Source organism: Nocardia albiluteola (genome assembly GCF_018860155.1).
Taxonomy (GTDB): Bacteria; Actinomycetota; Actinomycetes; order Mycobacteriales; family Mycobacteriaceae; genus Nocardia; species Nocardia albiluteola.
Genome location: NZ_JAHKNI010000002.1, coordinates 15,210 through 39,994, shown reverse-complemented (window position 1 = coordinate 39,994; position 24,785 = coordinate 15,210). Strand labels below are relative to the sequence as shown.

General features: G+C 68.1%; 28 protein-coding genes. 15 read left to right on the top strand and 13 right to left on the bottom strand.

What is annotated here, in order from left to right; translation table 11 throughout:
• Genes KO481_RS06150 through KO481_RS06140 form a run of 3 tightly spaced genes read left to right on the top strand, consistent with a single transcriptional unit; the run spans nucleotide 1 to nucleotide 2,719 of the window.
• Nucleotides 1-876, top strand: a complete 876-nt coding sequence (locus tag KO481_RS06150; protein ID WP_215916034.1) for a CoA transferase subunit A — start codon at nucleotides 1-3, stop codon at nucleotides 874-876.
• On the top strand, nucleotides 873-1,631 hold the full coding sequence (locus KO481_RS06145) for a CoA-transferase subunit beta (protein WP_215916033.1): 759 nt from the start codon (nucleotides 873-875) through the stop codon (nucleotides 1,629-1,631). The genes KO481_RS06150 and KO481_RS06145 overlap by 4 nt, the downstream gene beginning before the upstream one ends.
• Nucleotides 1,628-2,719 (top strand): NAD(P)H-dependent flavin oxidoreductase, encoded by a 1,092-nt coding sequence (locus tag KO481_RS06140; protein ID WP_215916032.1) that lies wholly within the window; start codon nucleotides 1,628-1,630, stop codon nucleotides 2,717-2,719. The genes KO481_RS06145 and KO481_RS06140 overlap by 4 nt, the downstream gene beginning before the upstream one ends.
• A 134-nt stretch (nucleotides 2,720-2,853) precedes the next feature.
• Here KO481_RS06140 and KO481_RS06135 read toward each other — a convergent pair whose 3' ends face one another.
• The 3 genes from KO481_RS06135 to KO481_RS06125 form a co-directional block, all read right to left on the bottom strand.
• Nucleotides 2,854-3,120, bottom strand: a complete 267-nt coding sequence (locus tag KO481_RS06135) for a Txe/YoeB family addiction module toxin (protein ID WP_215916031.1) — start codon at nucleotides 3,118-3,120, stop codon at nucleotides 2,854-2,856.
• A complete protein-coding gene (locus tag KO481_RS06130) occupies nucleotides 3,113-3,373 on the bottom strand; it encodes a type II toxin-antitoxin system Phd/YefM family antitoxin (protein ID WP_215916030.1) in 261 nt (86 codons plus the stop codon). The genes KO481_RS06135 and KO481_RS06130 overlap by 8 nt, the downstream gene beginning before the upstream one ends.
• Nucleotides 3,374-3,503: 130 nt before the next feature.
• Nucleotides 3,504-4,259 carry an SDR family oxidoreductase gene (locus tag KO481_RS06125; protein ID WP_215916029.1) on the bottom strand — a complete coding sequence of 252 codons (756 nt, stop codon included), beginning with the start codon at nucleotides 4,257-4,259 and terminating at the stop codon, nucleotides 3,504-3,506.
• Between the two features lie 85 nt (nucleotides 4,260-4,344).
• Between KO481_RS06125 and KO481_RS06120 the strand changes: the two genes are divergently transcribed.
• Nucleotides 4,345-5,184: a helix-turn-helix transcriptional regulator gene (locus KO481_RS06120; RefSeq protein WP_215916028.1), complete on the top strand. Its 840-nt coding sequence runs from the start codon at nucleotides 4,345-4,347 to the stop codon at nucleotides 5,182-5,184.
• A 255-nt stretch (nucleotides 5,185-5,439) separates the two neighbouring features.
• Nucleotides 5,440-5,988: a Uma2 family endonuclease gene (locus KO481_RS06115; protein ID WP_281066032.1), complete on the top strand. Its 549-nt coding sequence runs from the start codon at nucleotides 5,440-5,442 to the stop codon at nucleotides 5,986-5,988.
• A gap of 121 nt (nucleotides 5,989-6,109) precedes the next feature.
• On the opposite strand, the gene KO481_RS42780 is transcribed toward KO481_RS06115, so the two are convergent.
• From KO481_RS42780 to acpM, 5 genes are all read right to left on the bottom strand, one after another.
• On the bottom strand, nucleotides 6,110-8,065 hold the full coding sequence (locus tag KO481_RS42780; RefSeq protein WP_308166461.1) for a molybdopterin-containing oxidoreductase family protein: 1,956 nt from the start codon (nucleotides 8,063-8,065) through the stop codon (nucleotides 6,110-6,112).
• A gap of 140 nt (nucleotides 8,066-8,205) precedes the next feature.
• Nucleotides 8,206-8,787 (bottom strand): carboxymuconolactone decarboxylase family protein, encoded by a 582-nt coding sequence (locus tag KO481_RS06105; RefSeq protein ID WP_215916025.1) that lies wholly within the window; start codon nucleotides 8,785-8,787, stop codon nucleotides 8,206-8,208.
• A complete protein-coding gene (locus KO481_RS06100) occupies nucleotides 8,787-9,113 on the bottom strand; it encodes a carboxymuconolactone decarboxylase family protein (RefSeq protein WP_245400521.1) in 327 nt (108 codons plus the stop codon). The genes KO481_RS06105 and KO481_RS06100 overlap by 1 nt, the downstream gene beginning before the upstream one ends.
• A gap of 99 nt (nucleotides 9,114-9,212) precedes the next feature.
• Nucleotides 9,213-9,656 (bottom strand): SRPBCC family protein, encoded by a 444-nt coding sequence (locus KO481_RS06095; protein WP_215916024.1) that lies wholly within the window; start codon nucleotides 9,654-9,656, stop codon nucleotides 9,213-9,215.
• A 45-nt stretch (nucleotides 9,657-9,701) separates the two neighbouring features.
• The gene (acpM, locus tag KO481_RS06090) at nucleotides 9,702-10,007 is read right to left on the bottom strand and encodes a meromycolate extension acyl carrier protein AcpM (protein ID WP_215916023.1); all 306 of its coding nucleotides are present in this window, start codon (nucleotides 10,005-10,007) and stop codon (nucleotides 9,702-9,704) included.
• 102 nt (nucleotides 10,008-10,109) lie between these two features.
• On the opposite strand from acpM, the gene KO481_RS06085 reads away from it, so the two are divergent.
• The 3 genes from KO481_RS06085 to KO481_RS06075 all read left to right on the top strand — a co-directional run bounded on the left by KO481_RS06085 (nucleotide 10,110) and on the right by KO481_RS06075 (nucleotide 11,825).
• Nucleotides 10,110-11,039 (top strand): MerR family transcriptional regulator, encoded by a 930-nt coding sequence (locus tag KO481_RS06085; protein WP_215916022.1) that lies wholly within the window; start codon nucleotides 10,110-10,112, stop codon nucleotides 11,037-11,039.
• 109 nt (nucleotides 11,040-11,148) lie between these two features.
• Nucleotides 11,149-11,406, top strand: a complete 258-nt coding sequence (locus KO481_RS06080; RefSeq protein ID WP_215916021.1) for a hypothetical protein — start codon at nucleotides 11,149-11,151, stop codon at nucleotides 11,404-11,406.
• A complete protein-coding gene (locus KO481_RS06075) occupies nucleotides 11,403-11,825 on the top strand; it encodes a TA system VapC family ribonuclease toxin (protein WP_215916020.1) in 423 nt (140 codons plus the stop codon). Before KO481_RS06080 ends, KO481_RS06075 begins: the two co-directional genes overlap by 4 nt.
• Before the next feature lie 78 nt (nucleotides 11,826-11,903).
• On the opposite strand, the gene KO481_RS06070 is transcribed toward KO481_RS06075, so the two are convergent.
• From KO481_RS06070 to KO481_RS06050, 5 genes are all read right to left on the bottom strand, one after another.
• Nucleotides 11,904-13,055, bottom strand: coding sequence for an acetyl-CoA C-acetyltransferase (locus KO481_RS06070; protein ID WP_215916630.1), 1,152 nt, complete (start codon nucleotides 13,053-13,055; stop codon nucleotides 11,904-11,906).
• 42 nt (nucleotides 13,056-13,097) lie between these two features.
• Nucleotides 13,098-13,712: a TetR/AcrR family transcriptional regulator gene (locus tag KO481_RS06065; RefSeq protein ID WP_215916019.1), complete on the bottom strand. Its 615-nt coding sequence runs from the start codon at nucleotides 13,710-13,712 to the stop codon at nucleotides 13,098-13,100.
• Between the two features lie 47 nt (nucleotides 13,713-13,759).
• Entirely contained in the window at nucleotides 13,760-14,479 is a 720-nt protein-coding gene (locus KO481_RS06060; protein WP_215916018.1) for a hypothetical protein, read from the bottom strand.
• A 144-nt stretch (nucleotides 14,480-14,623) separates the two neighbouring features.
• On the bottom strand, nucleotides 14,624-15,418 hold the full coding sequence (locus KO481_RS06055) for an SDR family oxidoreductase (RefSeq protein WP_308166364.1): 795 nt from the start codon (nucleotides 15,416-15,418) through the stop codon (nucleotides 14,624-14,626).
• 20 nt (nucleotides 15,419-15,438) lie between these two features.
• Nucleotides 15,439-16,644 carry an acyl-CoA dehydrogenase family protein gene (locus KO481_RS06050; RefSeq protein ID WP_215916629.1) on the bottom strand — a complete coding sequence of 402 codons (1,206 nt, stop codon included), beginning with the start codon at nucleotides 16,642-16,644 and terminating at the stop codon, nucleotides 15,439-15,441.
• A 121-nt stretch (nucleotides 16,645-16,765) separates the two neighbouring features.
• Between KO481_RS06050 and KO481_RS06045 the strand changes: the two genes are divergently transcribed.
• From KO481_RS06045 to KO481_RS06015, 7 genes are all read left to right on the top strand, one after another.
• The gene (locus KO481_RS06045) at nucleotides 16,766-18,325 is read left to right on the top strand and encodes a FadD3 family acyl-CoA ligase (protein WP_308166363.1); all 1,560 of its coding nucleotides are present in this window, start codon (nucleotides 16,766-16,768) and stop codon (nucleotides 18,323-18,325) included.
• The gene (locus tag KO481_RS06040; RefSeq protein ID WP_308166362.1) at nucleotides 18,322-19,218 is read left to right on the top strand and encodes an enoyl-CoA hydratase; all 897 of its coding nucleotides are present in this window, start codon (nucleotides 18,322-18,324) and stop codon (nucleotides 19,216-19,218) included. Before KO481_RS06045 ends, KO481_RS06040 begins: the two co-directional genes overlap by 4 nt.
• A complete protein-coding gene (locus KO481_RS06035) occupies nucleotides 19,219-20,346 on the top strand; it encodes an acyl-CoA dehydrogenase family protein (protein WP_215916015.1) in 1,128 nt (375 codons plus the stop codon). It begins immediately after the preceding gene.
• An 18-nt stretch (nucleotides 20,347-20,364) separates the two neighbouring features.
• Nucleotides 20,365-21,408, top strand: coding sequence for an acyl-CoA dehydrogenase family protein (locus KO481_RS06030; protein ID WP_215916014.1), 1,044 nt, complete (start codon nucleotides 20,365-20,367; stop codon nucleotides 21,406-21,408).
• Between the two features lie 82 nt (nucleotides 21,409-21,490).
• Nucleotides 21,491-22,540, top strand: coding sequence for an acyl-CoA dehydrogenase family protein (locus KO481_RS06025; RefSeq protein ID WP_215916013.1), 1,050 nt, complete (start codon nucleotides 21,491-21,493; stop codon nucleotides 22,538-22,540).
• Nucleotides 22,541-23,052: 512 nt separating this feature from the next.
• Nucleotides 23,053-23,505, top strand: coding sequence for a MarR family winged helix-turn-helix transcriptional regulator (locus KO481_RS06020; RefSeq protein ID WP_308166360.1), 453 nt, complete (start codon nucleotides 23,053-23,055; stop codon nucleotides 23,503-23,505).
• Nucleotides 23,506-23,526: 21 nt separating this feature from the next.
• Nucleotides 23,527-24,780 (top strand): MFS transporter, encoded by a 1,254-nt coding sequence (locus KO481_RS06015; RefSeq protein ID WP_215916012.1) that lies wholly within the window; start codon nucleotides 23,527-23,529, stop codon nucleotides 24,778-24,780.
• Nucleotides 24,781-24,785: the final 5 nt, after the last annotated feature.

The window sequence follows — 24,785 nt, the reverse complement described above, 5'->3', positions numbered from 1 at the left end:
ATGCGCGACAAGCGAATGACGCTCGACGAGGTCGTCGGCGAGCTGCGCAGCGGAATGACCATCGGCCTGGGCGGATGGGGTTCGCGGCGCAAGCCGATGGCATTGGTTCGAGCACTGCTGCGGTCCGATATCACCGATCTGACCGTCGTCACCTACGGCGGTCCCGACCTGGGGCTGCTGTGCTCGGCGGGCAAGGTGCGCAAGGCGTACTACGGCTTCGTCTCCCTGGACTCCGCGCCGTTCTACGACCCGTGGTTCGCCAAGGCGCGTACCGAGGGTGCGATCACCGTGCGCGAGATGGACGAGGGCATGGTCAAGTCCGGCCTGCAGGCCGCCGCCGCCCGGCTGCCGTTCCTGCCCACGCGCGCCGGATTGGGTTCGGCCGTGGTCGATTTCTGGGAGGGCGAGCTGAAAACCGTTGCCTCGCCGTATCCGACCGACGGCAAGACCGAAACCCTGGTGGCGATGCCGGCTCTGAACCTCGACGCCGCGTTCGTGCACCTGGATCTGGGCGACAAGCACGGCAACGCCGCGTACACGGGCGTCGACCCGTACATGGACGACCTGTACGCGCTGTCCGCGGAGAAGCGGTACCTGTCGGTGGACCGTCTCGTCGAGACCGACGAACTGGTCAAAGCCGTTCCGCACCAGGCCCTCATCCTCAATCGCATGATGGTCGACGGCGTGGTCGAGGCGCCCGGCGGCGCGCACTTCACCTTCTCCGGCAGCTACGGCCGCGACGAGAAGTTCCAGCGCCACTACGTCGAGGCCGCCAAGACGCCCGAGTCGTGGGCCGAGTTCAAGGCCCGCTACCTGGACGTCTCCGAGGCCGAATACCAGGCCGCCGTCAAGGCTTTCGCGGAGGAGCAGAAGTGAACGACACCAGCACCATTACTCGTGCCGAGATCTGCGTGGTCGCGGCCGCCGAGATCTTCCGGGGCGCGGGCGAGATCATGGCCAGCCCGATGTCCACCGTCACCACCATCGGCGCGCGGCTGGCCCGGCTGACCTTCGAGCCGGACCTGCTGCTGTCCGACGGCGAGGCGCTGTTCTTCGCCGAGGTCCCCCCGATCGGCGGCAAGGCGCCCATCGAGGGCTGGATCCCGTTCTCGAGGGTGTTCGACGTGGTGGCCTCGGGCCGCCGGCACGTCGTCATGGGCGCCAACCAGATCGACCGGTACGGCAACCAGAACCTCTCGGCGTTCGGGCCGTTGCAGCAGCCCACCCGGCAGATGTTCGGCGTGCGCGGCGCGCCCGGCAACACCATCAACCACGCCACCAGCTACTTCGTGCCCAGGCACAACAAGCGGGTGTTCTGCGAGAGCGTCGACATCGTCTCCGGAATCGGTTACGACAAGGTCGATCCCGAGAATCCCGCCTACCGGTTCCACCACCTGCACCGGGTGGTCTCGAACCTGGGTGTCTTCGATTTCGGCGGCCCGGACCACACACTGCGCGCGCTGTCGTTGCACCCGGGCGTCGGCGCCGACGAAGTCGCCGAGAACACCTCGTTCGAGATCGCTGGGCTCGGCGAGGCGGAGCAGACCCGGCTGCCCACCGAGGAAGAGCTCACCATCATCCGGACCGTGCTGGACCCCAAGGGCTTCCGCGAGAAGGAAGTGACGGCATGACCGCTCAGCGTTTGAGGACGCCGCTGACCGAGCTGGTCGGCATCGAGCACCCGATCGTGCAGACCGGCATGGGCTGGGTCGCCGGTCCCGGTCTGGTCGCGGCCACCGCCAATGCGGGCGGTCTCGGCATTCTGGCCTCGGCCACCATGACCTTCGAGGAACTCGAGCAGGCCATCGCCAAGACGAAGGCCAAGACCGACAAGCCCTTCGGCGTCAATATCCGCGCCGACGGCTCGGACGCCACCGAGCGCTGCGAGCTGATGATCCGCGAGGGCGTGAAGGTCGCCTCGTTCGCGCTGGCCCCCAAAAAGGAGCTCATCGCGCGGCTGAAGGACAACGGCGTGGTGGTCGTGCCGTCCATCGGCGCGGCCAAGCACGCGGTCAAGGTCGCCTCGTGGGGTGCGGACGCGGTGATCGTGCAGGGTGGTGAGGGCGGCGGCCACACCGGCTCCGTCGCCACGACCCTGCTGCTCCCGTCGGTGCTCGACGCCGTCGACATTCCTGTGGTGGCCGGTGGCGGCTTCTTCGACGGCCGAGGGCTGGCCGCCGCGCTGTCCTACGGTGCCGCCGGTGTCGCGATGGGCACCCGCTTCCTGCTCACCCAGGACTCGAGCGTGCCGGATTCGGTGAAGCAGGAGTACCTCAAGCGCGGACTGATGGACACCGTCGTCTCCAAGAAGGTCGACGGCATGCCGCACCGGGTGCTCAACACCGAACTAGTCGACAAGCTGGAGCACTCCAGCGGCGTCCGTGGCCTCACCGCCGCGGTCTCCAATGCCTTCAAGTTCAAGGCCATGACCGGCATGAAGTGGTCGACCATCGTCAAGGACGGCCTGGCCATGCGCAAGCATAAGGACCTCACCTGGTCCCAGGTCATCATGGCCGCCAACACTCCGATGCTGCTGAAAGCCGGTCTGGTGGAGGGCAATACGCACGCGGGCGTGCTCGCCTCCGGTCAGGTCGCGGGCATCATCGAGGATCTGCCCACCTGCCAGGAACTCATCGACCGCATCGTCGAGGAGGCCATCGCGCGTATCGACGCCGTCGCCGCGCTACGTTACGAAGCCGGAGCGGCCCCCTCAGCGTGATCGGCGCCTGCCAGCCGGTCGCACCGCGGCCCGCCCCCGCGCTCTCCTCGCATCGCGCGGGCGGGCCGCACCCCGGAAGATCTCGCCGCCGTCAAGGAGGCAGCCCGGCGTCGAGGCCTTCCCGAGACTGCTGGTCAGTCGTCGTAGTGACCCCGGCAACCGATCACGATCACCAGCCCGTTCTCATCCACGAAGTACAGCAGCCGATGCTCCTGGGTTATCCGTCGCGACCAGTGACCTGCCAGTCGTCCTCGCAAAGGTTCCGGCTTTCCGATGCCGCGAAACGGGTCCTGCGCGGCAGCCCGCAGCAATTGCTTGATGCGCTTCTTGATCTGAGGGTCGCGATCCCACGAGTCGTAGTCTTCCAAACCCTTTTCGGTAAAGCCGATCTTGTCACTCATCGTCGTCGCTGAGGTCTACCACCGTGTACTCGCCACGACGGGCGGCGTCGGCAGACTCGATCAACTCGACACCGCCGTGCGTGGCGAGCACGTAGAGGGTTTCCTGAATCGAATTCCAGTCGTCCTCGGACACCAGCACGGCGTTGCGCCCGGACTTGGTGACCACGGTCACGGTGTCTCGGTCGTCGTTGACCTGATCGACCAGGCTGAACAGGTTCTTGCGCACGTTCGAGATCGGCATATTCGTCGGCATTAGCGCGCCTCTCACGGTCACCAATATTAGTTGTACAACTAATGGTACCACTATTGGTCGAGCGAGCGGGCGGACAGCGCCCCTCCCCTACGCACGCGGCCCGCACCCGCACGCTCAGCAGACGCGCCTTTCACCAGGGCAGTTGCCCGTATTCGCCGTCGCGCTCGCCGCCCCAGATGTGGCCCCACAGCTGGCCCGACGGGCCGTCGGCGGGCAACGTCGCCAGGTGCACGGTGGGTTCGGCGCCCTGCTCCGCCGTACGGAATCCGGTGTGCCCGTTGAGATCCGTGGCGCAGTAGCCCGGGTTCGCGGCGTTGACCTTGATCGGGGTGTCCCACAACTCCTTGGCGTACTGCGCGGTCACCATGTTCAGCGCGGTCTTGGAGGCGGCATAGGGGATCGAGGCCATGCCCCACATCGGGCCGTCGGGGTTCATCTGCGCGCCGATGGATCCGACCTCGCTGGACACGTTGACGATGCGGGCGGCCTCGGCCCGGCGCAGCAGCGGGAGCATCGCATTGGTGACCGCGACGACACCGAAGATGTTGGTCTCGAAGACATTTCGCAGATTCGTCAGACCGGTCGTGGACGGTTTGCCGTCGCCGTCGAACACGCCGGTGATACCCGCGTTGTTGACCAGGACGTCGAGCTTGCCGTACTCGGCCTCGATCCGCTCGGCCGCGCGGGCGATGGACTCCTCGTCGGTGACATCGAGCTGCACAAAATGCGCGTCGGCGCCCTCGGCGGCCAGCTTCTCGGCGGCGGCCCCGCCGAGTTCGGCGCTGCGCGCGCCCAGCAGAACCGTCATGCCGCGCGCGGCGAGCAGGCGGGCGGTCTCGTATCCGATGCCCTTGTTGGCGCCGGTGATCAGTGCTGTTGTCGTCATGAACTCAGCGTGACAGCGCGCGAGCGCTCCGGGGAGGACCAAGTTGTACCACCCATGGCTCACCCCCGAGCGCCACACTGGAGGCATGGCCGATCGCAGACAACTCGCCGACTTCCTGCGCACCCGGCGCGGCAAGCTGCGCCCGAGCGACGTAGGACTCCCCGACGGTACGAACCGGCGCACACCCGGTCTGCGCCGCCAGGAGGTGGCCCAGCTGGCCGGTCTGTCGGTGGACTACTACATCCGGCTCGAACAGGCCCGCGGCTCCAATCCCTCTCGCCAGGTGCTCTCCGCGCTGGCCCGGGCCCTGATGCTCACCGCGGACGAGCGCGAATACCTGTTCCGGACCGCGGGCGAGAATCCTCCACAACTCGCCGGGCCGAATCGCACCGTGCCGCGATCGGTGCGCATCATGCTCGACAACCTCGTCGACACACCCGCCTACGTCGTGGACGCGACCTACGACATCCTGGACTGGAACGCGGCGGCCGTGCCGTTCATCGGCGACCTGTCCAGCCATCCCGAGTCCGACCGCAACATGATCCGCTGGGTCTTCCGGCAGCCCGCCGACCACCCGCACTGGGACGACGAATCCGCCGTGGCCTTCGCCTACAGCACGGTCGCCGATCTGCGGGCAGCGTACGCCCGCTACCCGGGCAATCCGGCGATCGCCCGGCTCGTCACCGAATTGCTCGGCACCTCACCGCTTTTCGCGCACATGTGGGCGGATCACGACGTGCAGGTCCGCCGCGGACACCGCAAGCGGGTGAACCATCCCGAATTCGGTCCGCTGGAATTCGAATGCCAGCTCATGCGCATCTCCGACACCGACCAGAGCGTGATCCTCTATTGCGCCGAGCCCGGCACGCATACCGCGCAAGTATTCCGTAGCCTCACGGCCCGCACGGAAGCGAGTAAGGGGTAGCACAAGCCGTTGTTCAGCCGCACCTATCGCGGTAGCGGCCGACGGACGACCGCCGCAGACGTCCGCGTGACCGTAGCCGATGCCCTTGTCGAATCGGCGCCTGCCGGCCAAGCACACCACAAGGCCGCCCGACTCTTCCTCTCATCGCGGTGGCGGCCTGCTTCATGCCCGTTACCGCTGGCACCGGGATAGGCTGGCCGGGAAGCCCGAAGGGAGGACCCGCTGACAACCGCCTGGGAAGCACTCCCGTCCTGGATGCTGCCGCCTCGGCCGAGCGGATGGGAGGCCGATGACCTCGACAACGCATCCGACCTCCCCCGACACACCGAGCTGATCGATGGAGCGCTGATTTTCAGGATGTCTCCGCAGCGGTCCTGGCACGCCCGCGTCATCACCCGGCTGACGACCGCACTAGACGATCAGGCTCCCGAAGGATTCGTGATCGACGGGGAAATGACGATCACACTGAACCGGAAAAATCGGCCCGAGCCCGACGTCCTTGCTGCCACAGTCCCGTACGACCCGGACCGCACACGATACCTTCCCGACGAGGTCGCCCTCGCCATCGAAGCCGTCTCGGATGAGTCTGCCGACCGCGACCGGTCACTGAAGCCGTTCAAGTACGCGCACGCGGGAATCCCGCACTACTGGCGTATCGAGGAGGAAAACGGCCTTCCGGTCATCCACGCGTACGAGCTCGATGACACCACCCGCGCCTATGTCGCCACCGGAATCATCCGTGATCGCATGAAGACAGCGGTCCCTTTCGACATCGATATCGACCTGCCTCGTCTCGTTCGCTGATCAGTACTGCGACGGCACCCGACTGAGCAGACGCAATACGTGATGTTCGATCACGTTGTAGCCGAGTTGGATTCGTCGATATCGAGAATCGGGCGAGCCGCGCTCTCCGAGAAAGGTTCGATCAGCGCGGAGTGATCTCGACCCGGTTGTCGTGAAACACCGCACCGCCGTTGAAGTCCGAATCGCGTTCGGCGATGGTCGCATTCACCGTGGCTCCGTTGGTGAACTTCGCCCAGCGGCCCTTGGTGGTCGCCGCGACGCCGGGGCGCACGCGGTCGGACACCTCGGCGACCGCCTCGAACGAGCCGCGGGCGTTGGCGACCAGCACCGGTGCGCCGTCGGTGACGCCGCGGGCGGCCGCGTCGTCGGGGTGGATGGTGACGCGGGAATCGCCCTCGCGGCGGCGCAATTCGGGGTTGGAGCCGAACGTGGTGTTCAGGAAGTGGTGTGGGGCGGCGGAAATCAGCACCAGGCCGGAGCCGCTGTCCGACGGGGGCGTGTAGCCCGGCAGCGGATCGTGCCCGGCCCGCTCGGCGCGCAGCGAGGTGAACATCACCTTCTCCGTCGGCACGGGCCGCGCCGGGACCTTGAGGAAACCGTCCGCCCGCAGGCGATCGATGTCGTAGTCCTTCAGCAGCGTGCGGGCCAACTCCTCGTCGGAGTCGTACAGCGCCGGCTCCTCGAACCCCATGCGCCGGGCCAAGCGGCGGAACGTCTCGGTGGTGGAGAGGCATTCGCCGGGCGGCTCGACGGCCTTCTCGTTCCACGCCAGGTACAGATTCCCGTAGGCGGCGATCACGTCGAGGTGTTCGGGCTGCATCGTCGCGGGCAGCACGATATCGGCGTAGTCGACGGTATCGGTCGGAAAGTGTTCCAGCACAACGGTGAACAGATCCTCGCGCGAGAGCCCCTCGATCACCTTGCGCTGGTCGGGATTCGAGCCCACCGGGTTGGCCGCGACCACGAACAGCGCCTTGACCGGCGGATCGGTGCGTTCGAGCAGATCCCGGCCGATCCGGGTCTGCGACAGCATGCGCACCGGATTCGGCAGCAGATCGAAGCGGACCATGTCCATCATGTTCAGCTGGAAATGCCCGCTCGTCGAATAGTGCAGTCCCCCACCGGGAATCGCCCAATCACCGGTCACGGCGGGCAGGCAGGCCAGCGTGCGCAGCGCCATCCCGCCCCCGGCATGGCGCTGGATGCCCTGCGAGGCGCGGATCGCGGTCGGGCGGGTACGGGCGATCCGCTCGCCGAGTTCCACGATCTTCTCCACCGGCAGCCCGGTGATCTCCGCGACCCGATCGGGCGGGAATTCCGCGATGCGGCCCTGGAATTCGTCCCAGCCCTCGGTGTGCTCGGCGAGGTACTGCTCGTCGTGCGCGCCCATCGAGACGATGACGTTCATGAGCCCGAGCGCCAGCGCGGCATCGGTGCCCGGGAGCGGGGCCAGATGCTCGTCGCAGCGCTCGGCGGTGCGGCTGCGCACCGGATCGATCGCGATGGTGTACGCCCCGCTGTCCTGAATGAACTTCCAGATGTGATGCCCGGAGGTCAGCGGATTGGTCCCCCACAGCAGGATCAGCTCGGACTTGGCGAAATCCTCCGGATCCATGCCGCCGGCCGTGCCCAGCGTGTACTTCAGGCCGGTCGACCCCGACACCGAGCAGATCGTCGGATCGTGCAGCGAGGCCCCCAGCACATTGAAGAACCGCCGCCCCGCGAACCCCTCCAGCCCCTGGATGTACCCGAGACTCCCGGTCCCCAGGAACGGCCAGATCGCCTCGCCCCCGTACTCGTCGACGATCCCCATCAGCCGGGCGGTGATCTCGTCGAGCGCCTGATCCCAGGTGATCCGCTCGAACTTCCCCTCCCCCTTACGCCCGACCCGCCGCATCGGATACGTGATCCGATCCGGCGAATTGACCTGCTCGAGGTACCGATTCACCTTCACGCACAGCGCACCCCGGGTGACCGGATGATTCTTGTTCCCCCGCATGCTCACGGCCACGCCGTCCTCGACGGTCACTTCCCACGAACACCCGTCGGGACAATCGAGCGGACACGCACCGAGCACCTTCACACTCCGATGGTAGGCGACCCGCCGCACCGGCCGACCCGCACGTCAGCCCGAACCCGCCCGAGCAGGTGCGCGATCCGGCTGGTCGGGTCCCTGCGCGGCGGTCCGTGAGAGTTCGGTTCGAGGTGAATCCGACGCTATTGGTAGCCCCGCTTCAGCAGGAACCTCGCTCCCGACTCGAAGCCCTCGGCGCTGAGCATTTCGAAACCGAACGCGTCGGCGAGCCGGTTGGTGGTGTCGAATGCGGCGCAGACGGCCAGGGCGTCCCGAATCTGCTGTGGTGAGACGCCGGTCGACAGTACGGTACGCATGTCGTCGACGCTGACCGCTCCGTCCGTGGTCAGCGTGCCGAGCATGCGTAGTGTCGCCCGGAGCCCGTCCTCGATGGGCGCCGATTCGAGGTCGGTCAGCACGGCCCGCACCTTGGCCTCGTCATGGAAGGCTTGCCCCGCGGTGGCGGTGTGCGCGCCGACGCAGAACGCACACGTGTTGACCGTCGAAACGTAGGCAGCCATCAGTTCCCGGTCTGCCACCGACCAACCCGACGGCCCGCGCATCGCCGCGTGGGTGAATTTCTTCGCCCGGGTGCCGTAGAAGCCGGGGCGATAGAAGGTCAGCTTCGCGGCGTCGGGCAGCGCTTGCCCGGAGAACATCCGGATGAGCGCGAACAGGGCCTTGGTCCCGGGCCGGTAGCCCGTGTTCAGGATCTCGAGGCGCACTACCCGGCCTCCCCGCCGCCGGACGCCGCGGCCAACGCCGCGAGCCCCGCGTCGTACAGCCGCGCCGACCGTCCCACGGCAGCGCAGATCACCAGCTCGAACAGCTGATCCTCGCTGAACCCTGCCGCCCTGCCCGCCTCGAAATCCGCATCGGCGATCTCCCCCGGACGCCCGACAACCTTGTCGACCAGCCCCCGCAGCGCCTCCGGAAGGTCCGCACTCCGAAAGGCACGCCCCCGCTCCTCTACCGACGCCTTCCCCTCCCCGCTCAGAACGCCGTCCACCAGCGCCCGATGCATGGCCCGCTTCTCGTCCTCGTCCGGCATGGCGACTCGCCTCCGTCTCGTTCGGCTACCTCCCGAGCCCCAACGGTAGGCGCTGCGGGGGATGAATTCGGGCTGTTCGGGCCTGGCAGCGCGGGTGAGCTAGGAGTGGAGCACCTCGCCCAGCCGCGGCAGGACCGTTCGCTTCCACCTTCGCTCCATGGCGTTGCGCGCCATCTTCTGCCGACGGTCTTCGACGTCGAAACCCGTCTGGGTCAACAGCAGTCGTGTGCCGCGACCCTGCGGGCGCAGCGCCCAGTCGACGATCCATCGGACGGGATATTCGGCCCGCAGATATGTCCAGCTGTAGGTCAACTGTTCGTGCGGACGGGCCGTCAGCACCTCACAGTCCATCTCATCGACCGATGGGTGCGGGAGGACGAAGCGGAAGCGGGTTCCCACCGAGGCGGCGAATCCGGTCGGGCGCAGGAGCCACCGCTCCAGCAGATCCGGGTCCGTCAACGCTCGCCACACGGTGTCCGGTGGCTGCGGCAGGAAGCTGCCGAGCTCGACCGCGGCGGGATTCAATTGTGGATCAGCGATCATCTGCATCACCTCGGTGACTGCGGGGGCCATGGCGTGGCCTCGGGTTCACTTCGACTGGCCTTCCTTGAATTTTTCCTCCAGCTCCGCGACCAGCTCCGGTTTCTCGGCCTCCATCTTCTGAACGTATGAGACCGCATCGCCGACGGTTTTCAGGCTCGCCATGTCCTCGTCGGGAATCTGCACCCCGTACTTGTCCTCCAGCTGCACGGCGATCTCCACCAGCGACAGCGAGTCGATGTCCAGATCCTCGACGAAGGACTTCTCGATCAGCACCTCCGACGGGTCGATGCCGGTCACCTCCTCGACGATCTCCGCGATACCGGCGACGATTTCTTCCTGCGTGGCAGTCACGAATCCACCCTTTCTCGGTGCACATCTCGGTGTCCGCCGCTCGTGCGCGAGCGGCGGTGCCAGTACGCTAAAAGCTCCACCGGGGTGGAGGTTCAAGAGGTTGTGACGGACGACACACGGTCGGGTGCACCGGTGAGCATCGGTGAGCTGGCGCGCCGCACCGGTCTCGGGGTGCGCACAATCCGGTTCTATTGCGACGAGGGCATTCTGGAGTCCTGCCGCAGCCCGGGCGGGCATCGGATGTTCGACGCCGAGGCTGCCACCGAACGACTGCTGCTGGTCCGGCGGTTGCGCGCACTCGGTCTCGGGCTGGGCCCGATCACCGCGGTGCTGCGCGAGGATCGGTCGATCGCCGAGGCCATCGCCGGCGAAAGTGCGCGCCTGGACATCGAATTCAGGGCGTTGGCGTGGCGCCGCGCGTCACTGCGCGCGATCGAGACGGCCACCCCGCCACGACGGGCCGAGCTACTCGCGCTGCTGGCCGCCGCACACGACGCCGGCGCGGTCCACGACAGCCTCGTGCGATTCTGGCGGCGCATTCTCGCGCCGATCCGCGGCGGCGACACCGCGGGCTGGATATGCTGGAACGTCCCGGAACCGCCCGCTGATCCATCCGTCGAGGAGATCGTCGCGTACGCCGAACTGGCGGCCCTCGTCGCCGACCCTGGCATGAACAATGTGGTGCGACAGCAATTCTGGCGAAATTACTCGGAGCTGATCCGTAATCATCGCGGACTGTACAGCGACGTAGGCGAGGTCATGGTGGACGTAGTGCCACTGGTGACCGCACGCGTGCGGCCATACAGCGGCGGCGAACTCGACCGATTCGTCGACGCCCACGCCGCCGCACGAGGCGAACGCGATTCGGTCCGCTTTCGTGAGCTATTGCTCACCGGCGCAACCGATACCGATCACCGGATTCATCGGTACTGGACCCTGACGGCCCGGTTCTTCGGAAATCGCGTCACCATCGGCCAGGCCCACCACTGGATATATGCCGCACTGGCCCAGTCCGCCGGCCGCCCGCACTAGGCGCGGCCTCGGGTTCACTTCGAACGACTCACTCCGGCGGGTCGATGCCGGTCACTGTGGTTGCGGACGGAGCACCGCCTCGTCCACCAGGCGGTGTTAATATGCTTTTATGCGCACCACGATCGACCTGCCAGCGGAGCTGATGCAGGCTGCCAAGATCGCGGCCGTCGAGCGCGGAATCAGCCTGAAGGACCTATTCACCAAGGCGCTGGCGCACGAAATCGGCGCGACGATGCGCGGGCGGAAAGGCGGACGCGTTGGGTTTCCGCTGATCGGCGCGCCGGATGCCGAACCGCAAGTCGACGTCACCAACGCCGACATCGCGGCCGCGTTCGAGGCCGAGGACATCGAAAAGTACGCCCAATGACTCTGGTCGACGTCGGAGTGTGGCATGCCGCGGTGTGGGGCAGGCATGCCCACCACAGGGCAGCGGCAAATTGGTTCGGCGAACAGGCCGACGGTCTGCTCCTGTGCCGGGTCACCCAGACCGGTCTGCTTCGGCTGCTTTCCAACCCCGCTGTCATGGGAGCCGATGCGCTGTCTCGAAGTGCGGCATGGCGAATCGTCGATCAGCTCAACGAGGACGAGCGCGTGCTCTGGGCGGACGAGCCCGCCGATCTCGAAGCGGTGTTCCGGGCATTTTCGGCAAAGAACGACAACAGTCACAAACTATGGACCGACGACTACTTGGCCGCGTTCGCACAGACCAGCAGCGCTGCGTTCGCGACACTGGACCGCAAGCTCGCCGCACGTTATCCATCAGTTCAGGTGATAACCCTCACTTGAGAATTCGCGCAACCGACAGAGATAACCTGGTGCGCGGCAACGACTACCGTTGCCGCGCACCAGTGGGTTACGCGAAACTCAGCTCAGGCGTTCGATGATGGTGACGTTCGCCGTGCCGCCACCCTCGCAGATGGTCAGCAGGCCGTAGCGGCCGTTGACGCGTTCGAGTTCGTTGAGCAGGGTGGCGAAGAGCTTCGCGCCGGTGGCGCCGAGGGGGTGGCCCAGGGCGATGGCGCCGCCGTTGACGTTGACCTTGTCCGGGTTGGCGCCGGTCTCCTTCAGCCAGGCCAGGACCACCGAGGCGAAGGCCTCGTTGATCTCGATGACGTCGATGTCGTTGATGCTCAGGCCGGTCTTCTCGAGAGCCCACTTGGTGGCCGGGATCGGGGCGGTGAGCATGTAGATGGGGTCGGCGCCGCGGGCGCTGACGTGGTGGATGCGCGCGCGGGGCTTCAGTCCGTATTCGGCGACGGCCCAGTCCGAGGCGAGCAGGGTGGCGCTCGCGCCGTCGGAGATCTGGCTGGCGACCGCGGCGGTCAGGCGGCTGCCCTCGCTCAGCGGCTTGAGCGCGGCCATCTTCTCGAGGCTGGTCTCGCGCGGGCTCTCGTCGATCCAGAAGTCGCCGACGGGCACGATCTCGCGATCGAAGGCGCCCTCCGCGATGGCCTTTCGCGCCCGGTCGTGGCTGCGCAGCGCCCAGCGCTCCATGTCCTCGCGGCTGATGTCCCACTTCTCGGCGATCAGCTGCGCACCGTTGAACTGCGACACCTCGCCGGTGCCGTAGCGGTGGTCCCAGCCCTTCGCGCCGACGAACGGCGAGTCGAATCCGTATTCCTTACCGGCGAGCATCGCGGCCGAGATCGGGATGGCGCTCATGTTCTGCACGCCGCCCGCGACGATCACCTCGGCGGTGCCGCTCATGATGGCCTGCGCGCCGAAATTGATTGCCTGCTGGCTGGATCCACACTGCCGGTCGACGGTCACGCCCGGGACGTGCTCGGGGTATCCGGCGGCCAGCCACATGGTGCGCCCGATATTTCCCGCCTGCGGGCCGATGTTGTCCACGCATCCGACGATCACGTCGTCGACGTCCGCGGGATCGATGCTGTTGCGCCCCAGCAGACCCTGCAGCGCCGCCGCCCCGAGGTCGGCGGGGTGCACGCCCGACAGCGAGCCGCCGCGCTTGCCGACGGGGGTACGCACGGCGTCGATGACATAGGCCTCGCGCACGGGCGAATACTGGCGACGGGCGGGTGCCGACATGGAAAACTCCTACTTCTGGTGCTGGGCTTCGGGATTCGTGAGTCCGTCCAGCACGATGGTCAGATACTGCTTGGCCAGGTTGTCCACGGTGATGCGGCCGCCGGGCCGGTACCAGTGCACCGACACCCAGACGGTGTCGCGCAGGAAGCGAAGGGCGAGTTCGGTATCGAGTTCCGGCCGGAAGCTGCCGTCCGCGACGCCCGCGACGAGCACCTTGCGCCACAGCTCGCGGAACTCCCGGTTGTATTCGTCGATGTACTCGAAACGCGGTGTGCCGCTGAGTCTTTTGGCCTCGGCCTGATAGATCGACACCGCGGCGTGCGAGCGGTCGAACGACTCGAGGGATGCGGTGACGAAGGCCTCCAACGTATCCCGCGCCGGCAGGCCCGCGGCGTCGATCTCGCGGTAGCGGCCGAACAGGTCCTCGAGGAAGCCGCGCAGGATCTCGTCCACCATGGATTCCTTGGAATCGAAATGATGGTAGAGACTGCCGGACAGGATTCCCGCGGCGTCCGCGATGTCCCGGACCGTGGTAGCACGCAGCCCGCGCTCGGCGAACAGCCCGGCCGCGATGGCCAGCAGCTCGTTGCGACGTGCGGATTTGGATGCGTCGGCTACGGTCACCCGCCCATCGTACAACCAAGCGTTTGCTTGGTCTATCCGCCTCCCGTTCAGCGCACCGAGTAGCGCAATGGCGACGATACCGACAGGTCCGCGAGCAGGCGGTCGCAGATCGCCACGGGCGAGACCCCCGCCCGCGCCATGCGCGCCACCAGGGCCAGCCGCCGCTCGCAGCTGTCCCACTCGACGGTCAGCTGCCCGCGGCCCGGCCCCGCGTCGACCGTCGCCATCACCCGCGGCGGCCCGAACGACACGGGTTCCTCGATCAGCTTGAGCAGCATGCCGCGCTGCCAGGCCCGGTAGGTGTCCATATCCGCGCCGTCCACCAGTTTGTCGGTCGCGGCGCACAGCCCCTCCGCGATGCCGTCGGCGAAGGCGACGCGATCGAACCGGAACTTGCGGCAACGCCGCACCACCTCGAGCAGATCGGCACGCACCTCGCACAGCAGCATGGTCCGTTTGCGCCGCCGACGCGCCTCCTCGGACTCGGGGCCCGCCATCCCGATCCGGACGGCGCGCTCGTGATCGCGCGCCAGATCCAGGCGCAACGCACAGCGCGGATCGCGGGCGACCTCGGCTTCGTCGACGGCGTGCGCCTCGAGAATCTGGGCCGCCCGCGCCGCGGTCGCGCGTTCGGAGGCGTGATCGAGCAGTTCGGCGCCGAGTGTCAGGGCGGCGAGCACAATTCCGTCCAGCCGCCGACGGGCCAGCACAATCTCACGTACCAGCTCGAGTTCTTCATTGTCTGCCTGACGACGGTCCAGACCCATAGGTCGTGGTCCCTTCGAAATGTTCGCAGCATCGGCCTTTCCCAGGATTGCACACCTGGGGGTGGTCGGCGCCACCAAATTTCCGGGGCGGGCGGCCGAATACGTCGTTTCGACCGGAACTGTCGTCCAGCGGCGACCCGGGACCTAGGCCCGCTGACTACTCACCGAGACAATCTCGCCTGTCATATACGAGGTGTAATCGCTGGCGAGCATGGCGATGGTCGCGGCGACCTCCCACGGCTCGGCGGCGCGCCCGAATGCCTCCTGACCGGCGAGCCGGTCCAGCAGCTCGGTCGAGGAAACCTTGTCCAGGAAGGGGTGTCGCGCGATGCTCGGCGCGACGGCGTTGATCCGCACGCCCAGCTCCGCGGCCTCGACCGCGCTGCAGCGGGTCAGCGCCATGACGCCGGCCTTGGCCGCGGCGTAATGGGCCTGCCCGTACTGGGCGCGCCAGCCGAGCACGCTGGCGTTGTTGACGATCACACCGCCGTGCCCGGCGCTGCGGAAATACCCGAGCGCGGCGCGGGTGCAGCGGAAGGTGCCGTTCAGCGTGATGTCCAGCACGCGGTCCCACTGCTCGTCGGTCATGTCGACAACCGGTGTCTCACCGCCCAATCCGGCATTGTTGACCATGATGTCGATGCGGCCCAGGGCATTCACCGAGGCGGCGATGAGCTCGTCGACCTGTTCGGTGCTGGTCACATCGCAGACCACCGAGGCCACGCGGCGCTGCGGGAAGGCCGCGGCCAGCTCCTGCTCGGTCTGCTTCAGACGCCGCTCGTGCCAATCGGAGACGACGACGTCGGCGCCCTCGTCGAGCATGCGCCGCGCGGTCGACGAGCCGATGCCGGTCCCGGCGGCGGCGGTGATCACCGCGACCCGGCCGGTGAGCAGGCCGTGTCCCGAAATCGGCTCCGGCGCAACAGAAAGATCGGACACTGTATATCCTTTCGGGGAGTTCAGCGGGCTTCGCGGGGCAGGCCCAGCACGCGCTCGGAGATGACGTTGCGCTGCACCTCGTTCGAGCCGCCGTAGAGGGTGTCGGCGCGGCTGAACAGGAACAGGCGCTGCCATTCGTTCAGGTCACCGGGGGGCGAAACGAGTCCCGGGGCGCCGAGCACGTCCATGGCGAGCTCGCCGAGGCCGCGATGCCAGTTGGCCCACAACAGCTTCGATACCGACGCCTGTCCTGCCGCCTCGCGGGCATCGACGTGCTCGTGCGCGGACCCCAGGGTGCGCAGCGCCTGCGCGCGCAGCACGCGTAGGCCCACCCAGGCCTGATCGAAGCGGTCCGCGAGCACCGGATTCTCCAGCGCGCCAGTGGTCTTCGCGACGGCCTCCAGGCTCGCCAGCTCGCCTGCGAACCGGATCTGCTGGCCGAAGGTGGAGATGCCGCGCTCGAAGGTCAAGGTGCCCATGGCGACTCGCCAGCCCTCGCCCGGCTCGCCGACGACCAGACCGGCCTCGGTGCGGGCGTTGTCGAAGAACACCTCGTTGAATTCGGCGGTGCCGGTGAGCTGGATGATCGGGCGCACCTCGACCCCGGGCTGCTTCATCGGGACCAGCAGGTACGACAGGCCGTGGTGGCGGGTCGATCCGGGCTCGGTGCGGGCGATGACGAAGCACCAGTCGGCCAGGTGCGCCAGCGAGGTCCAGATCTTCTGGCCGTTGATCACCCACTCGTCGCCGTCCAGGCGCGCCGAGGTGGCCACGGCCGCGAGGTCCGAGCCGGCGCCGGGCTCGGAGTACCCCTGGCACCACAGCTCGGTGACGTTGCGGATGCCGGGCAGGAAGCGCCGCTTCTGCTCCTCGGTGCCGAAGGCCAGCACCGTGGGCCCGAGCAGTTCCTCGCCCAGATGCGACACGCGGCTCGGCGCGTCGGCCTTGGCGTACTCCTCGTGGAAGATCACTTGCTGGCGCAGCGACGCGTTGCGGCCGCCGTACTGTTCGGGCCAGCCCAGGCAGGTCCATCCGGCCGCGGCCAGGTGGCGGTCCCACTCGAGGCGCTCGTCGAACGCCTCGTGCTCGCGGCCGGGCCCGCCCAGCCCGCGCAGCTCGCGGAACTCGCCCTCGAGGTTCTCGGCCAGCCATTCGCGCACGTCGGCACGGAATTTCACGTCAGCGGACGTATCGTTCCCGGCCGCCGAATCGGGGGTCTGGATCATGCTCACTCCGGTAGAGTAACCTACCAAGCACTTGCTTTGTAGACCGGTGGTTCGGCCCGCTGCCCCCAGCGCGCCGGTCGACCGACAGCTTCGATTCGCGGCTCGCCGCGGGAGGATGCCCGTGACAACCCCTTCGCAGACCACCCCCCGGGCCCTGCATGATGCGGCGCTCGCCTACCGCGACGCCCTGGCCGTCCTGGACGGCGAGGTCGAGCTGAGCTGGGCTCAGCTGCTGGACCGGGTTCAGCAGGTCGCCGGCGCGCTGCTCGCCCGGGGCGTCGAGCGCGGCGACCGGATCGCCATCTGGGCGCCGAACACCTACCACTGGGTGATCGCGGCGCTGGCCTCGCACTACTGCGGCGCGGCCCTGGTACCACTGAACACCCGATACGTCGCCGACGAGGCGGTCGACGTGCTCGAGCGGGTGCACGCCAAGGCCCTGTTCATCGCTGGAACCTTCCTGGGCCGCGACCGGCTGGCCGAATTGCACACCGCCGCACCGGAACTCGCGATCGACAGCATCATCGTGATGCCCGCCGACGACTCCGGCGCGCTGCCCGCGGCGACCGACACCGTCATCCCCTGGACCGACCTGCCCGCGATCTCCGCGCGGATCCCGCGCGAGAAGGTGGTCGCCCACGGGGAATCGGTGGATTCCGAGGACATCGCCGACATCCTGTTCACCTCCGGCACCACCGGCCGCAGCAAGGGCACGCTCGTCGCGCACCGGCAGGCGCTGAGCGTGGTGCGGGCCTGGGTGGAGTGCTCGACGCTCACCAGCACCGACCGCTACCTGGTGATACCGCCGTTCTTCCACAACTTCGGCTACAAGGCCGCGATGCTGGCCTGCCTGGTGACCGGCGCGACCATCGTGCCGCAGGCCAGTTTCGATGTGCCGCAGGCGATGCGGATGGTGCACGACCTGGGCATCACCGTGCTGACCGGTCCGCCGACGATCTACCAGACCATCCTGGACCACCCCGCCCGCATCGAGACCGACTTGAGCAGCCTGCGGGTAGCCGTCACCGGCGCGGCGACCGTGCCGGTCGTGCTCATCGAAAGAATGCGCAGCGAACTGAAATTCGACGTCGTCGTGACCGCCTACGGCCTCTCGGAATCCTCCGGCTTCGGCACCATGTGCCAACCGGACGATGACGCGGAGACCATCGCCAACACCTGCGGCGGCCCCATCGCCGGCTTCGAGGTCCGCATCGGCGACCACGGCGAGGTGCTGCTGCGCGGCCCGAACGTGATGCTCGGCTACCTGGACGATCCCGAGAACACCGCCAAGACCATCGACCCCGAGGGCTGGCTGCACACCGGGGACGTCGGAATCCTCGACGAGCGTGGCTATCTGAAGATCACCGACCGGCTCAAGGACCTCTACATCAGCGGCGGATTCAACGTCTATCCCGCCGAGATCGAGCAGGCCCTCGCGCGCCTGGACGGCGTCGCGGAATCCGCGGTCATCGGCATTCCGGACGAGCGCATGGGCGAGGTCGGCAAGGCCTACATCGTGCGCCGCGCCGGATCGAGCCTGACCGAGCAGGACGTGATCGCCTACGCCAAAACGACATTGGCCAATTTCAAGGTCCCGCGCGCGGTGGAATTTCTCGACCAGCTGCCCTACAGCGCCGCCGGAAAGGTACTCAAGCGGCAATTACGTGAGGAGAATTCGTGAGTAACGAGACACCCATCCCCGACGAGGGTGAGGTCGTCACCTACTCCCGGCGCGGGCCGGTCGCGGTCGTCACGATGAACCGCCCGGACTACCGCAACGCCCAGAACTCGGTGATGACCTACGCCCTGGACGCCGCCTTCGAACGCGCGGTCCAGGACCCCGAGGTCAAGGTGATCGTGCTGGCGGGCAACGGGAAACACTTCAGCGCCGGGCACGACATCGGCACCCCGGGCCGGGACCATCATGTGCATTACGACAACAAGGCCGTGCTGTGGTGGGATCACCTCGACCGACCGGGCGGCGATCAGCGTTTCGCCCGCGAGTCCGAGGTGTACCTGGGCATGTGCCGCCGCTGGCGGGAAATCCCCAAGCCGACCATCGCCATGGTCCAGGGCGCCTGCATCGCCGGCGCCCTGATGCTGGCCTGGTCCTGCGATCTCATCGTGGCCTCCGAGGACGCCTTCTTCTCCGATCCCGTTGTCCGCATGGGTATTCCGGGCGTGGAGTACTTCGCGCATCCGTGGATGCTGGGCCCGCGCCGGGCCAAGGAGATCCTGTTCACCGGCGATCGCTTCACCGCGGCGCAAGCCTACGAGTGGGGCATGCTGAACCGGGTGGTCCCGCGCGAGGAGCTGGAGTCCGAGACCCTCGCGCTGGCCGAGAAGATCTCGGCCATGCCGCAATTCGGCCTGGCGCTGACCAAGAAGGCCGTGAACCAGTGCGAGGACCTGATGGGCATGCGCGCGGGCATGGACTCGGTATTCGGGCTGCACCATTTCGCGCACGCGCACAACGCCGAGGTCGGCGCCGACTCCCTGGGCGGCATGAACGCCAAGTCCATGAAGGCCAGCGCCACCGGAGCTGCCGCTACCACCAACGACGGGGCCAAATAAGTGGATCTCGAATTCGACACCAAGACCGAGGAATTCCGCGCCGAGGTGCGCGCGTTCCTGGCGGCCAACGTGCCCGCCACGCCCCTGCCCTCCATGGACACCCGGGAGGGCTTCGAGGCCCACCGCGCCTGGGAGCACACACTCGCGCAGGCCCGCCTGTCCTGCGTGGCCTGGCCCGCCGAGTACGGCGGCCGCGATGCCTCGCTGACCGAATGGGTCGTCTTCGAGGAGGAGTACTACGCCGCGGGTGCGCCGGGACGCGTCTCGCAGAACGGCATCTTCCTGCTCGCGCCGACCCTGTTCGAGCACGGCTCCCCCGAGCAGCTCGCGCGCATCCTGCCGAGAATGGCGCGCGCCGAGGACATCTGGGCGCAGGCCTGGTCCGAGCCGGAGGCCGGTTCGGACCTGGCGGGCATTCGCTCCACCGCCAAGCGCACCGAGGGCGGCTGGCTGCTCAACGGCCAGAAGACCTGGAGCTCGCGGGCCTCGTTTGCGGACTGGGGTTTCGGGCTGTTCCGCAGCGACCCCGACGCCGAGCGCCACCGCGGCCTCACCTACCTGATGTTCCCGCTCACCGCGGAGGGCATTACGGTGCGGCCGATTCCGCAGCTGGACGGCGAGCCGGGATTCGCGGAGATCTTCCTGGACAACGTGTTCGTCCCCGATGCCGACGTCATCGGCGAACCGAACAACGGCTGGAAGGTCGCCATGGCGACCTCCAGCAATGAGCGCGGCCTCTCGCTACGCTCACCGGGCCGGTTCAACGCCACCGCCGGCAAGCTCATCGAGCTCTGGCGCACAACGGATTCCGACAGCACAGCCCTGGCCGACCGGGTGGTCGACGCCTGGGTGGGCGCGGAGGCGTACCGCCTCAACACCTGGGCGACGGTGACCCGCCTGGCCGAGGGCGGCCAGCTGGGCGCGGAATCCTCGGTGAACAAGGTGTTCTGGTCCGAACTGGACATCGCCATGCACGAGACCGCCCTGGACCTGCACGGCGCGGCCGCGGAGCAGGAGTCGGCCTGGACCGACGGCTTCCTGTTCTCGCTGGCGGGCCCGATCTACGCGGGCACCAACGAGATTCAGCGCAACATCATCGCCGAACGCCTGCTCGGCCTGCCGCGATAGCCACAGGAGGACGACGACATGCGATTCGCATTGACCGCAGAACAGCACGATTTCGCCGCCAGCCTGCGCAAGATGGCCGAGGCCGCCAAGACCCCGGGCGTCGTACGCGCCTGGGGCGAAGGCGATCACGCCGCCGGGCGCGCGCTGATCGGCCAGCTGGCCGAGGCGGGTGCCCTGGGGCTGACCGTCACCGAGGAGAACGGCGGCTTCGGCGCGGGCCCGGTCGAGATGATCGTGGCCTTCACCGAGATCGGCCGCGCCGCGGTGCCCGGTCCGCTGGTGGAGACCGCCGCCGCGATTCCCGCACTGCTGCAGGCACTTCCGGACTCGGTGCTCGCGGCCGAGCGGCTTCCGGAGCTGGCCGAGGGCGCCAAGCTGGGCACGCTGGCCCTGACCACCGCGACCGGAGCCAATGCCGGCAGGGCCGAGGGCAAGGCCGTCGCCCTGGATGCCGATATCGCCGATCTGGTGCTCGTCGCCGAGAGCGACCGCCTCGCGCTGGCCACCCCCGGCGACCTGGTGAAGTCGGTGGACGCCGCGCGCCGCCTCTGCACCGTCACCGCGGGCGAGATCGTCGCCGAGGGCGAGGGCGTCTCGGACGCCATCGCTCTGGCCTTCGACACCGCCGCCCTGGCCGCCGCCGCGCAGCTGCTCGGCGCGGGCCGCGCCATGCTCGACACCAGCGTCGAGTACGTCAAGCAGCGCCAGCAGTTCGGCACCCCGATCGGCCGCTACCAGGCCATCAAGCACCATCTCGCCAACGCGCACATCGGCCTGGAGATGGCCCAGCCGCTGCTCTACCGCGCCGCCCTCACCCTGGCGTCCGGCCCGGACGCGCAGGTCCGGGCCCGCGACATCTCCGCGGCCAAGCTGGCCTGCGGCGAGGCTGCCTACCGGACCGCCCGCATCGCCCTGCAGGTGCACGGCGCCATCGGCTACACCGCCGAATGCGATCTGTCGCTGTGGCTGACCAAGGCCACCGCGCTGCGATCGGCCTGGGGCACGCCCGATTTCCACCGCGCACGGGTCGCGACGGCATTGCGCGCCGGAGCCGTCGCATGAGGATCTGCGGCGTTGCCGCAACTTCCACTGCATTTCGCCGTTACGGCATGGTTCCCGTCGACACAGCATCAGGAGGCAAGCAGTGAGCAGCGCTGCGGAGTTACAGGAACTCGCGACGACCGTGCGCGCCGTGCTCACCAAGCACGGCGACCGCGACGTGCTGCGGCGCGCGATCGACAGCGAACTCGGCTACGACGCGCAGCTGTGGTCGCTGCTGTGCGAGCAGGTCGGCGTTGCGGCGCTGGCGATTCCGGAGGAGTACGGCGGCATCGGGGCCGGGCTGGTCGAGGCGCTGCTGGTCGTCGAGGAGCTGGGCCGCACCCTGCACACGCCGCCGATGCTCGGCTCGGCGGTGCTGGGCGCGCAGGCGGTCCTGTTGTCCGGCAACACCGAAGCCTGTGAGCGGCTCCTTCCCGAGGTCGCCGAGGGCACCCGGACGCTCGCGGTCTGCTGGGCCGATGCGCGCGGCTGGGATTCGCCGGGCGTGCGCGCCGAAGACGGAACGCTCACCGGCACGGCCCATTACGTGCTCGACGGCGCGAACGCGGACACCCTGATCGTGGTGACCGCCGAGGGTCTGTACGAGATCGACGCCGCCGCACCGGAAGTCGCCCGGACGGTCTCCCCGACGATGGATCCCTCCCGGCGCCTGTCGGAGATCACCTTCACCGCCGCACCGGCGCGCGCCCTGGGCGACGACGCGGCGGCGGTGGCCCGGCTGCGCGAGATCGCCTGGGCGGCAATCGCCGCCGAACAGGTCGGCGCGGCGGACCACTGCCTGTGGATGACCGTCGAATACAGCAAGTCCCGCGTGCAGTTCGGCCGCCCGATCGGCAGCTTCCAGGCACTCAAGCACCGAATGGCCGACATGTACGTGCTGGTGGAATCGGCCCGCTCGGCCGCCTACGCCGCCATCGCGGGCCTGGCCGCGGGCGATCCGGACCCGCTGGACCTGGCGGCCGCCCGGATCCACTGCTCGCAGGCCTTCTCCGCGATCGTCGGCGAGACCGTGCAGCTGCACGGCGGCATCGCGATCACCTGGGAGCACGACGCACACCTGTTCTTCAAGCGCGCCCACGGCGACGCTCAGCTGTTCGGCACACCCCCGCGCCCACTGGCCCGCCCGGCCTGAGCTCAGAGCTCGATTCCGCCGGTCGGCTCGGCGTACCCTGCATGCGCCGCTGCGGGGCCGACCGGCAGCAGTGAGGAACCCCCGGAGCTTCCCTCGGCTCCGGGGGTTTCTCCCCGTCGGATGTGTTTGTCGCCGAACCGGATCGCGTGGTCAGACGATAGTCACGCTCTCGGAATCCGAAATTGAGAACACCCCAGGGCTCTTTCGAAGTCCAGACGAACTTCTCTTCGGGCGAATGCCCTGACGATACCGTCGTCCGCGTCACGTCGGGGTAATGGCTCTTCACCCCACACGCGCCACTGCCGGGCCCGCCGACATCGGCCGGCGGACGCGGAGTTTCCTCAGCTCTGGAAGTTTCTTTCGTATTGCGATGCCGCCCTGGGTAATCCATCGACCACTCGCCGACGCCGGGGGTGCGAATGCGCGGCGGGCCGCCACCCCGTGGGCGATCTCACACTCGTTTGCATAGCAAAGCTATGTACATAGATAGTTACCCTATGTAAATTAATACCGTGCAGTTGAACCAAACAGCCCCGACTCCCGCGACCGGCGAGGACCACGTGGTCGACATCATGGTCACCATGGCGCAGATCACCCGGGTCACCCGGACCCTGCGCGAGGACGACCTCCCGCATGCCATGCTGCGCGCAATGTCGGTGCTCGACGAGCGCGGGGCGCTGCGGGTCAGCGAGTTCGCCCGCATCGATGGCTGCTCCCAGCCCACAGCGACGACGCTGCTCGGCCGGATGGCCACTGCGGGCCTGGTCAGCCGCACCACGGATCCCGGCGACTCCAGAGCCGTAGTCGTCGAGCTGACGCCGGCGGGCCGCGAGCAATTGGCCGCGTCCCGCCGAGCGATCGGCGCCACCCTCACCGAACGATTGCCCGGCTTCGACGCCGACCGGCTCGCCCACCTCAGCGGCGAGCTGACCGACCTTCTCGCGGCCCTGAAATCTGTTGCCTGACAAGCAGAACCAGGAGCATCCATGACCACCACCCTGTCCCCGCGCGTCGTCACCGGCGCGCCGGCCCCCGCACGCGTGAAACAGCCCAAATCCGTGTGGGCGGTCGCCTTCGCCTCCGTGATCGCCTTCATGGGTATCGGCCTGGTCGATCCCATTCTCAAGCCGATCGGTGCGCAGCTGCACGCCTCGACCTCGCAGGTGACGCTGCTGTTCACCAGCTACATGCTGGTGACGGGCGTGGCCATGCTGATCACGGGCGTGGTGTCGAGCCGCTTCGGCGCCAAGAAGACGCTGCTCGCGGGCCTGGCGATCATCGTGGTGTTCGCCGCGCTGGCCGGCAGCTCGGGCACGGTCGGGCAGATCGTGGGCTTCCGCGCCGGATGGGGACTGGGCAACGCGCTGTTCATCGCCACCGCGCTGGCCACCATCGTGGGCGCGGCCACCGGCGGCGTCGCGCGCTCGATCATCCTGTACGAGGCCGCGCTGGGCATCGGCATCGCGGCGGGACCGCTGGTCGGCGGCGTGCTGGGCGGAATCAGCTGGCGCGCACCGTTCTTCGGCGTATCGGTGCTCATGGCGATCGCCTTCATCGCCATCGTGACGCTGCTTCCCGAGCTGCCCAAGCCCGCGCAGCACACCTCGATCACCGCGCCCTTCAAGGCATTACGGCACCGCGGACTGCTGCTGGTGAGCATCACCGCGCTGCTGTACAACTTCGGCTTCTTCACCCTGCTGGCCTACACCCCGTTCCCGCTCGACATGGGCACCTACGCAATAGGTTTCATCTTCTTCGGCTGGGGCCTGATGCTCGCGCTGGCATCGGTGTTCTTCGCGCCGCGGCTGCAGCGCCGCTTCGGCACCGTCCCGATGATCGCCCTGGCCCTGGGCCTGTTCGCGGCCGACCTCGCCGTCATGGCGCTGTTCGCCGGGCACCGGCCGGTGCTGATCGTCGGCACGGTCCTGGCCGGACTGTTCCTCGGCGTGAACAACACCCTCATCACCGAGGCCGTGATGATCTCCGCACCGGTGGAGCGCTCGACCGCCTCGGCCGCCTACAGCTTCGTGCGCTTCGTCGGCGGCGCCGCGGCCCCCTACCTGGCCGGCAAGCTCGGCGAGCAGCACATGGCCCTGCCCTTCTGGGTCGGCGCGGCCTGCACCGCGATCGGCGTGCTCGTCCTGCTCGGCGGCCGCTCGGCCCTGGCCCACATCGACGACCACGACCCGGCCGCGCACAGCGTGGACGAGGCGATGGCGATCAGCGCGGGCGACGACTGAGTTCC

Excerpts from the sequence above, each read along its gene's own strand:
- KO481_RS06150 (WP_215916034.1), top strand. The coding sequence starts at position 1 with ATGCGCGACAAGCGAATGACGCTCGACGAGGTCGTCGGCGAGCTGCGC.
- KO481_RS06140 (WP_215916032.1), top strand. The coding sequence starts at position 1,628 with ATGACCGCTCAGCGTTTGAGGACGCCGCTGACCGAGCTGGTCGGCATC.
- KO481_RS06135 (WP_215916031.1), bottom strand. The coding sequence starts at position 3,120 with ATGAGTGACAAGATCGGCTTTACCGAAAAGGGTTTGGAAGACTACGAC.
- KO481_RS06130 (WP_215916030.1), bottom strand. The coding sequence starts at position 3,373 with ATGCCGACGAATATGCCGATCTCGAACGTGCGCAAGAACCTGTTCAGC.
- KO481_RS06125 (WP_215916029.1), bottom strand. The coding sequence starts at position 4,259 with ATGACGACAACAGCACTGATCACCGGCGCCAACAAGGGCATCGGATAC.
- KO481_RS06120 (WP_215916028.1), top strand. The coding sequence starts at position 4,345 with ATGGCCGATCGCAGACAACTCGCCGACTTCCTGCGCACCCGGCGCGGC.
- KO481_RS06115 (WP_281066032.1), top strand. The coding sequence starts at position 5,440 with ATGCTGCCGCCTCGGCCGAGCGGATGGGAGGCCGATGACCTCGACAAC.
- KO481_RS06100 (WP_245400521.1), bottom strand. The coding sequence starts at position 9,113 with ATGCCGGACGAGGACGAGAAGCGGGCCATGCATCGGGCGCTGGTGGAC.
- KO481_RS06095 (WP_215916024.1), bottom strand. The coding sequence starts at position 9,656 with ATGATCGCTGATCCACAATTGAATCCCGCCGCGGTCGAGCTCGGCAGC.
- KO481_RS06080 (WP_215916021.1), top strand. The coding sequence starts at position 11,149 with ATGCGCACCACGATCGACCTGCCAGCGGAGCTGATGCAGGCTGCCAAG.
- KO481_RS06075 (WP_215916020.1), top strand. The coding sequence starts at position 11,403 with ATGACTCTGGTCGACGTCGGAGTGTGGCATGCCGCGGTGTGGGGCAGG.
- KO481_RS06060 (WP_215916018.1), bottom strand. The coding sequence starts at position 14,479 with ATGGGTCTGGACCGTCGTCAGGCAGACAATGAAGAACTCGAGCTGGTA.
- KO481_RS06050 (WP_215916629.1), bottom strand. The coding sequence starts at position 16,644 with ATGATCCAGACCCCCGATTCGGCGGCCGGGAACGATACGTCCGCTGAC.
- KO481_RS06030 (WP_215916014.1), top strand. The coding sequence starts at position 20,365 with ATGCGATTCGCATTGACCGCAGAACAGCACGATTTCGCCGCCAGCCTG.
- KO481_RS06015 (WP_215916012.1), top strand. The coding sequence starts at position 23,527 with ATGACCACCACCCTGTCCCCGCGCGTCGTCACCGGCGCGCCGGCCCCC.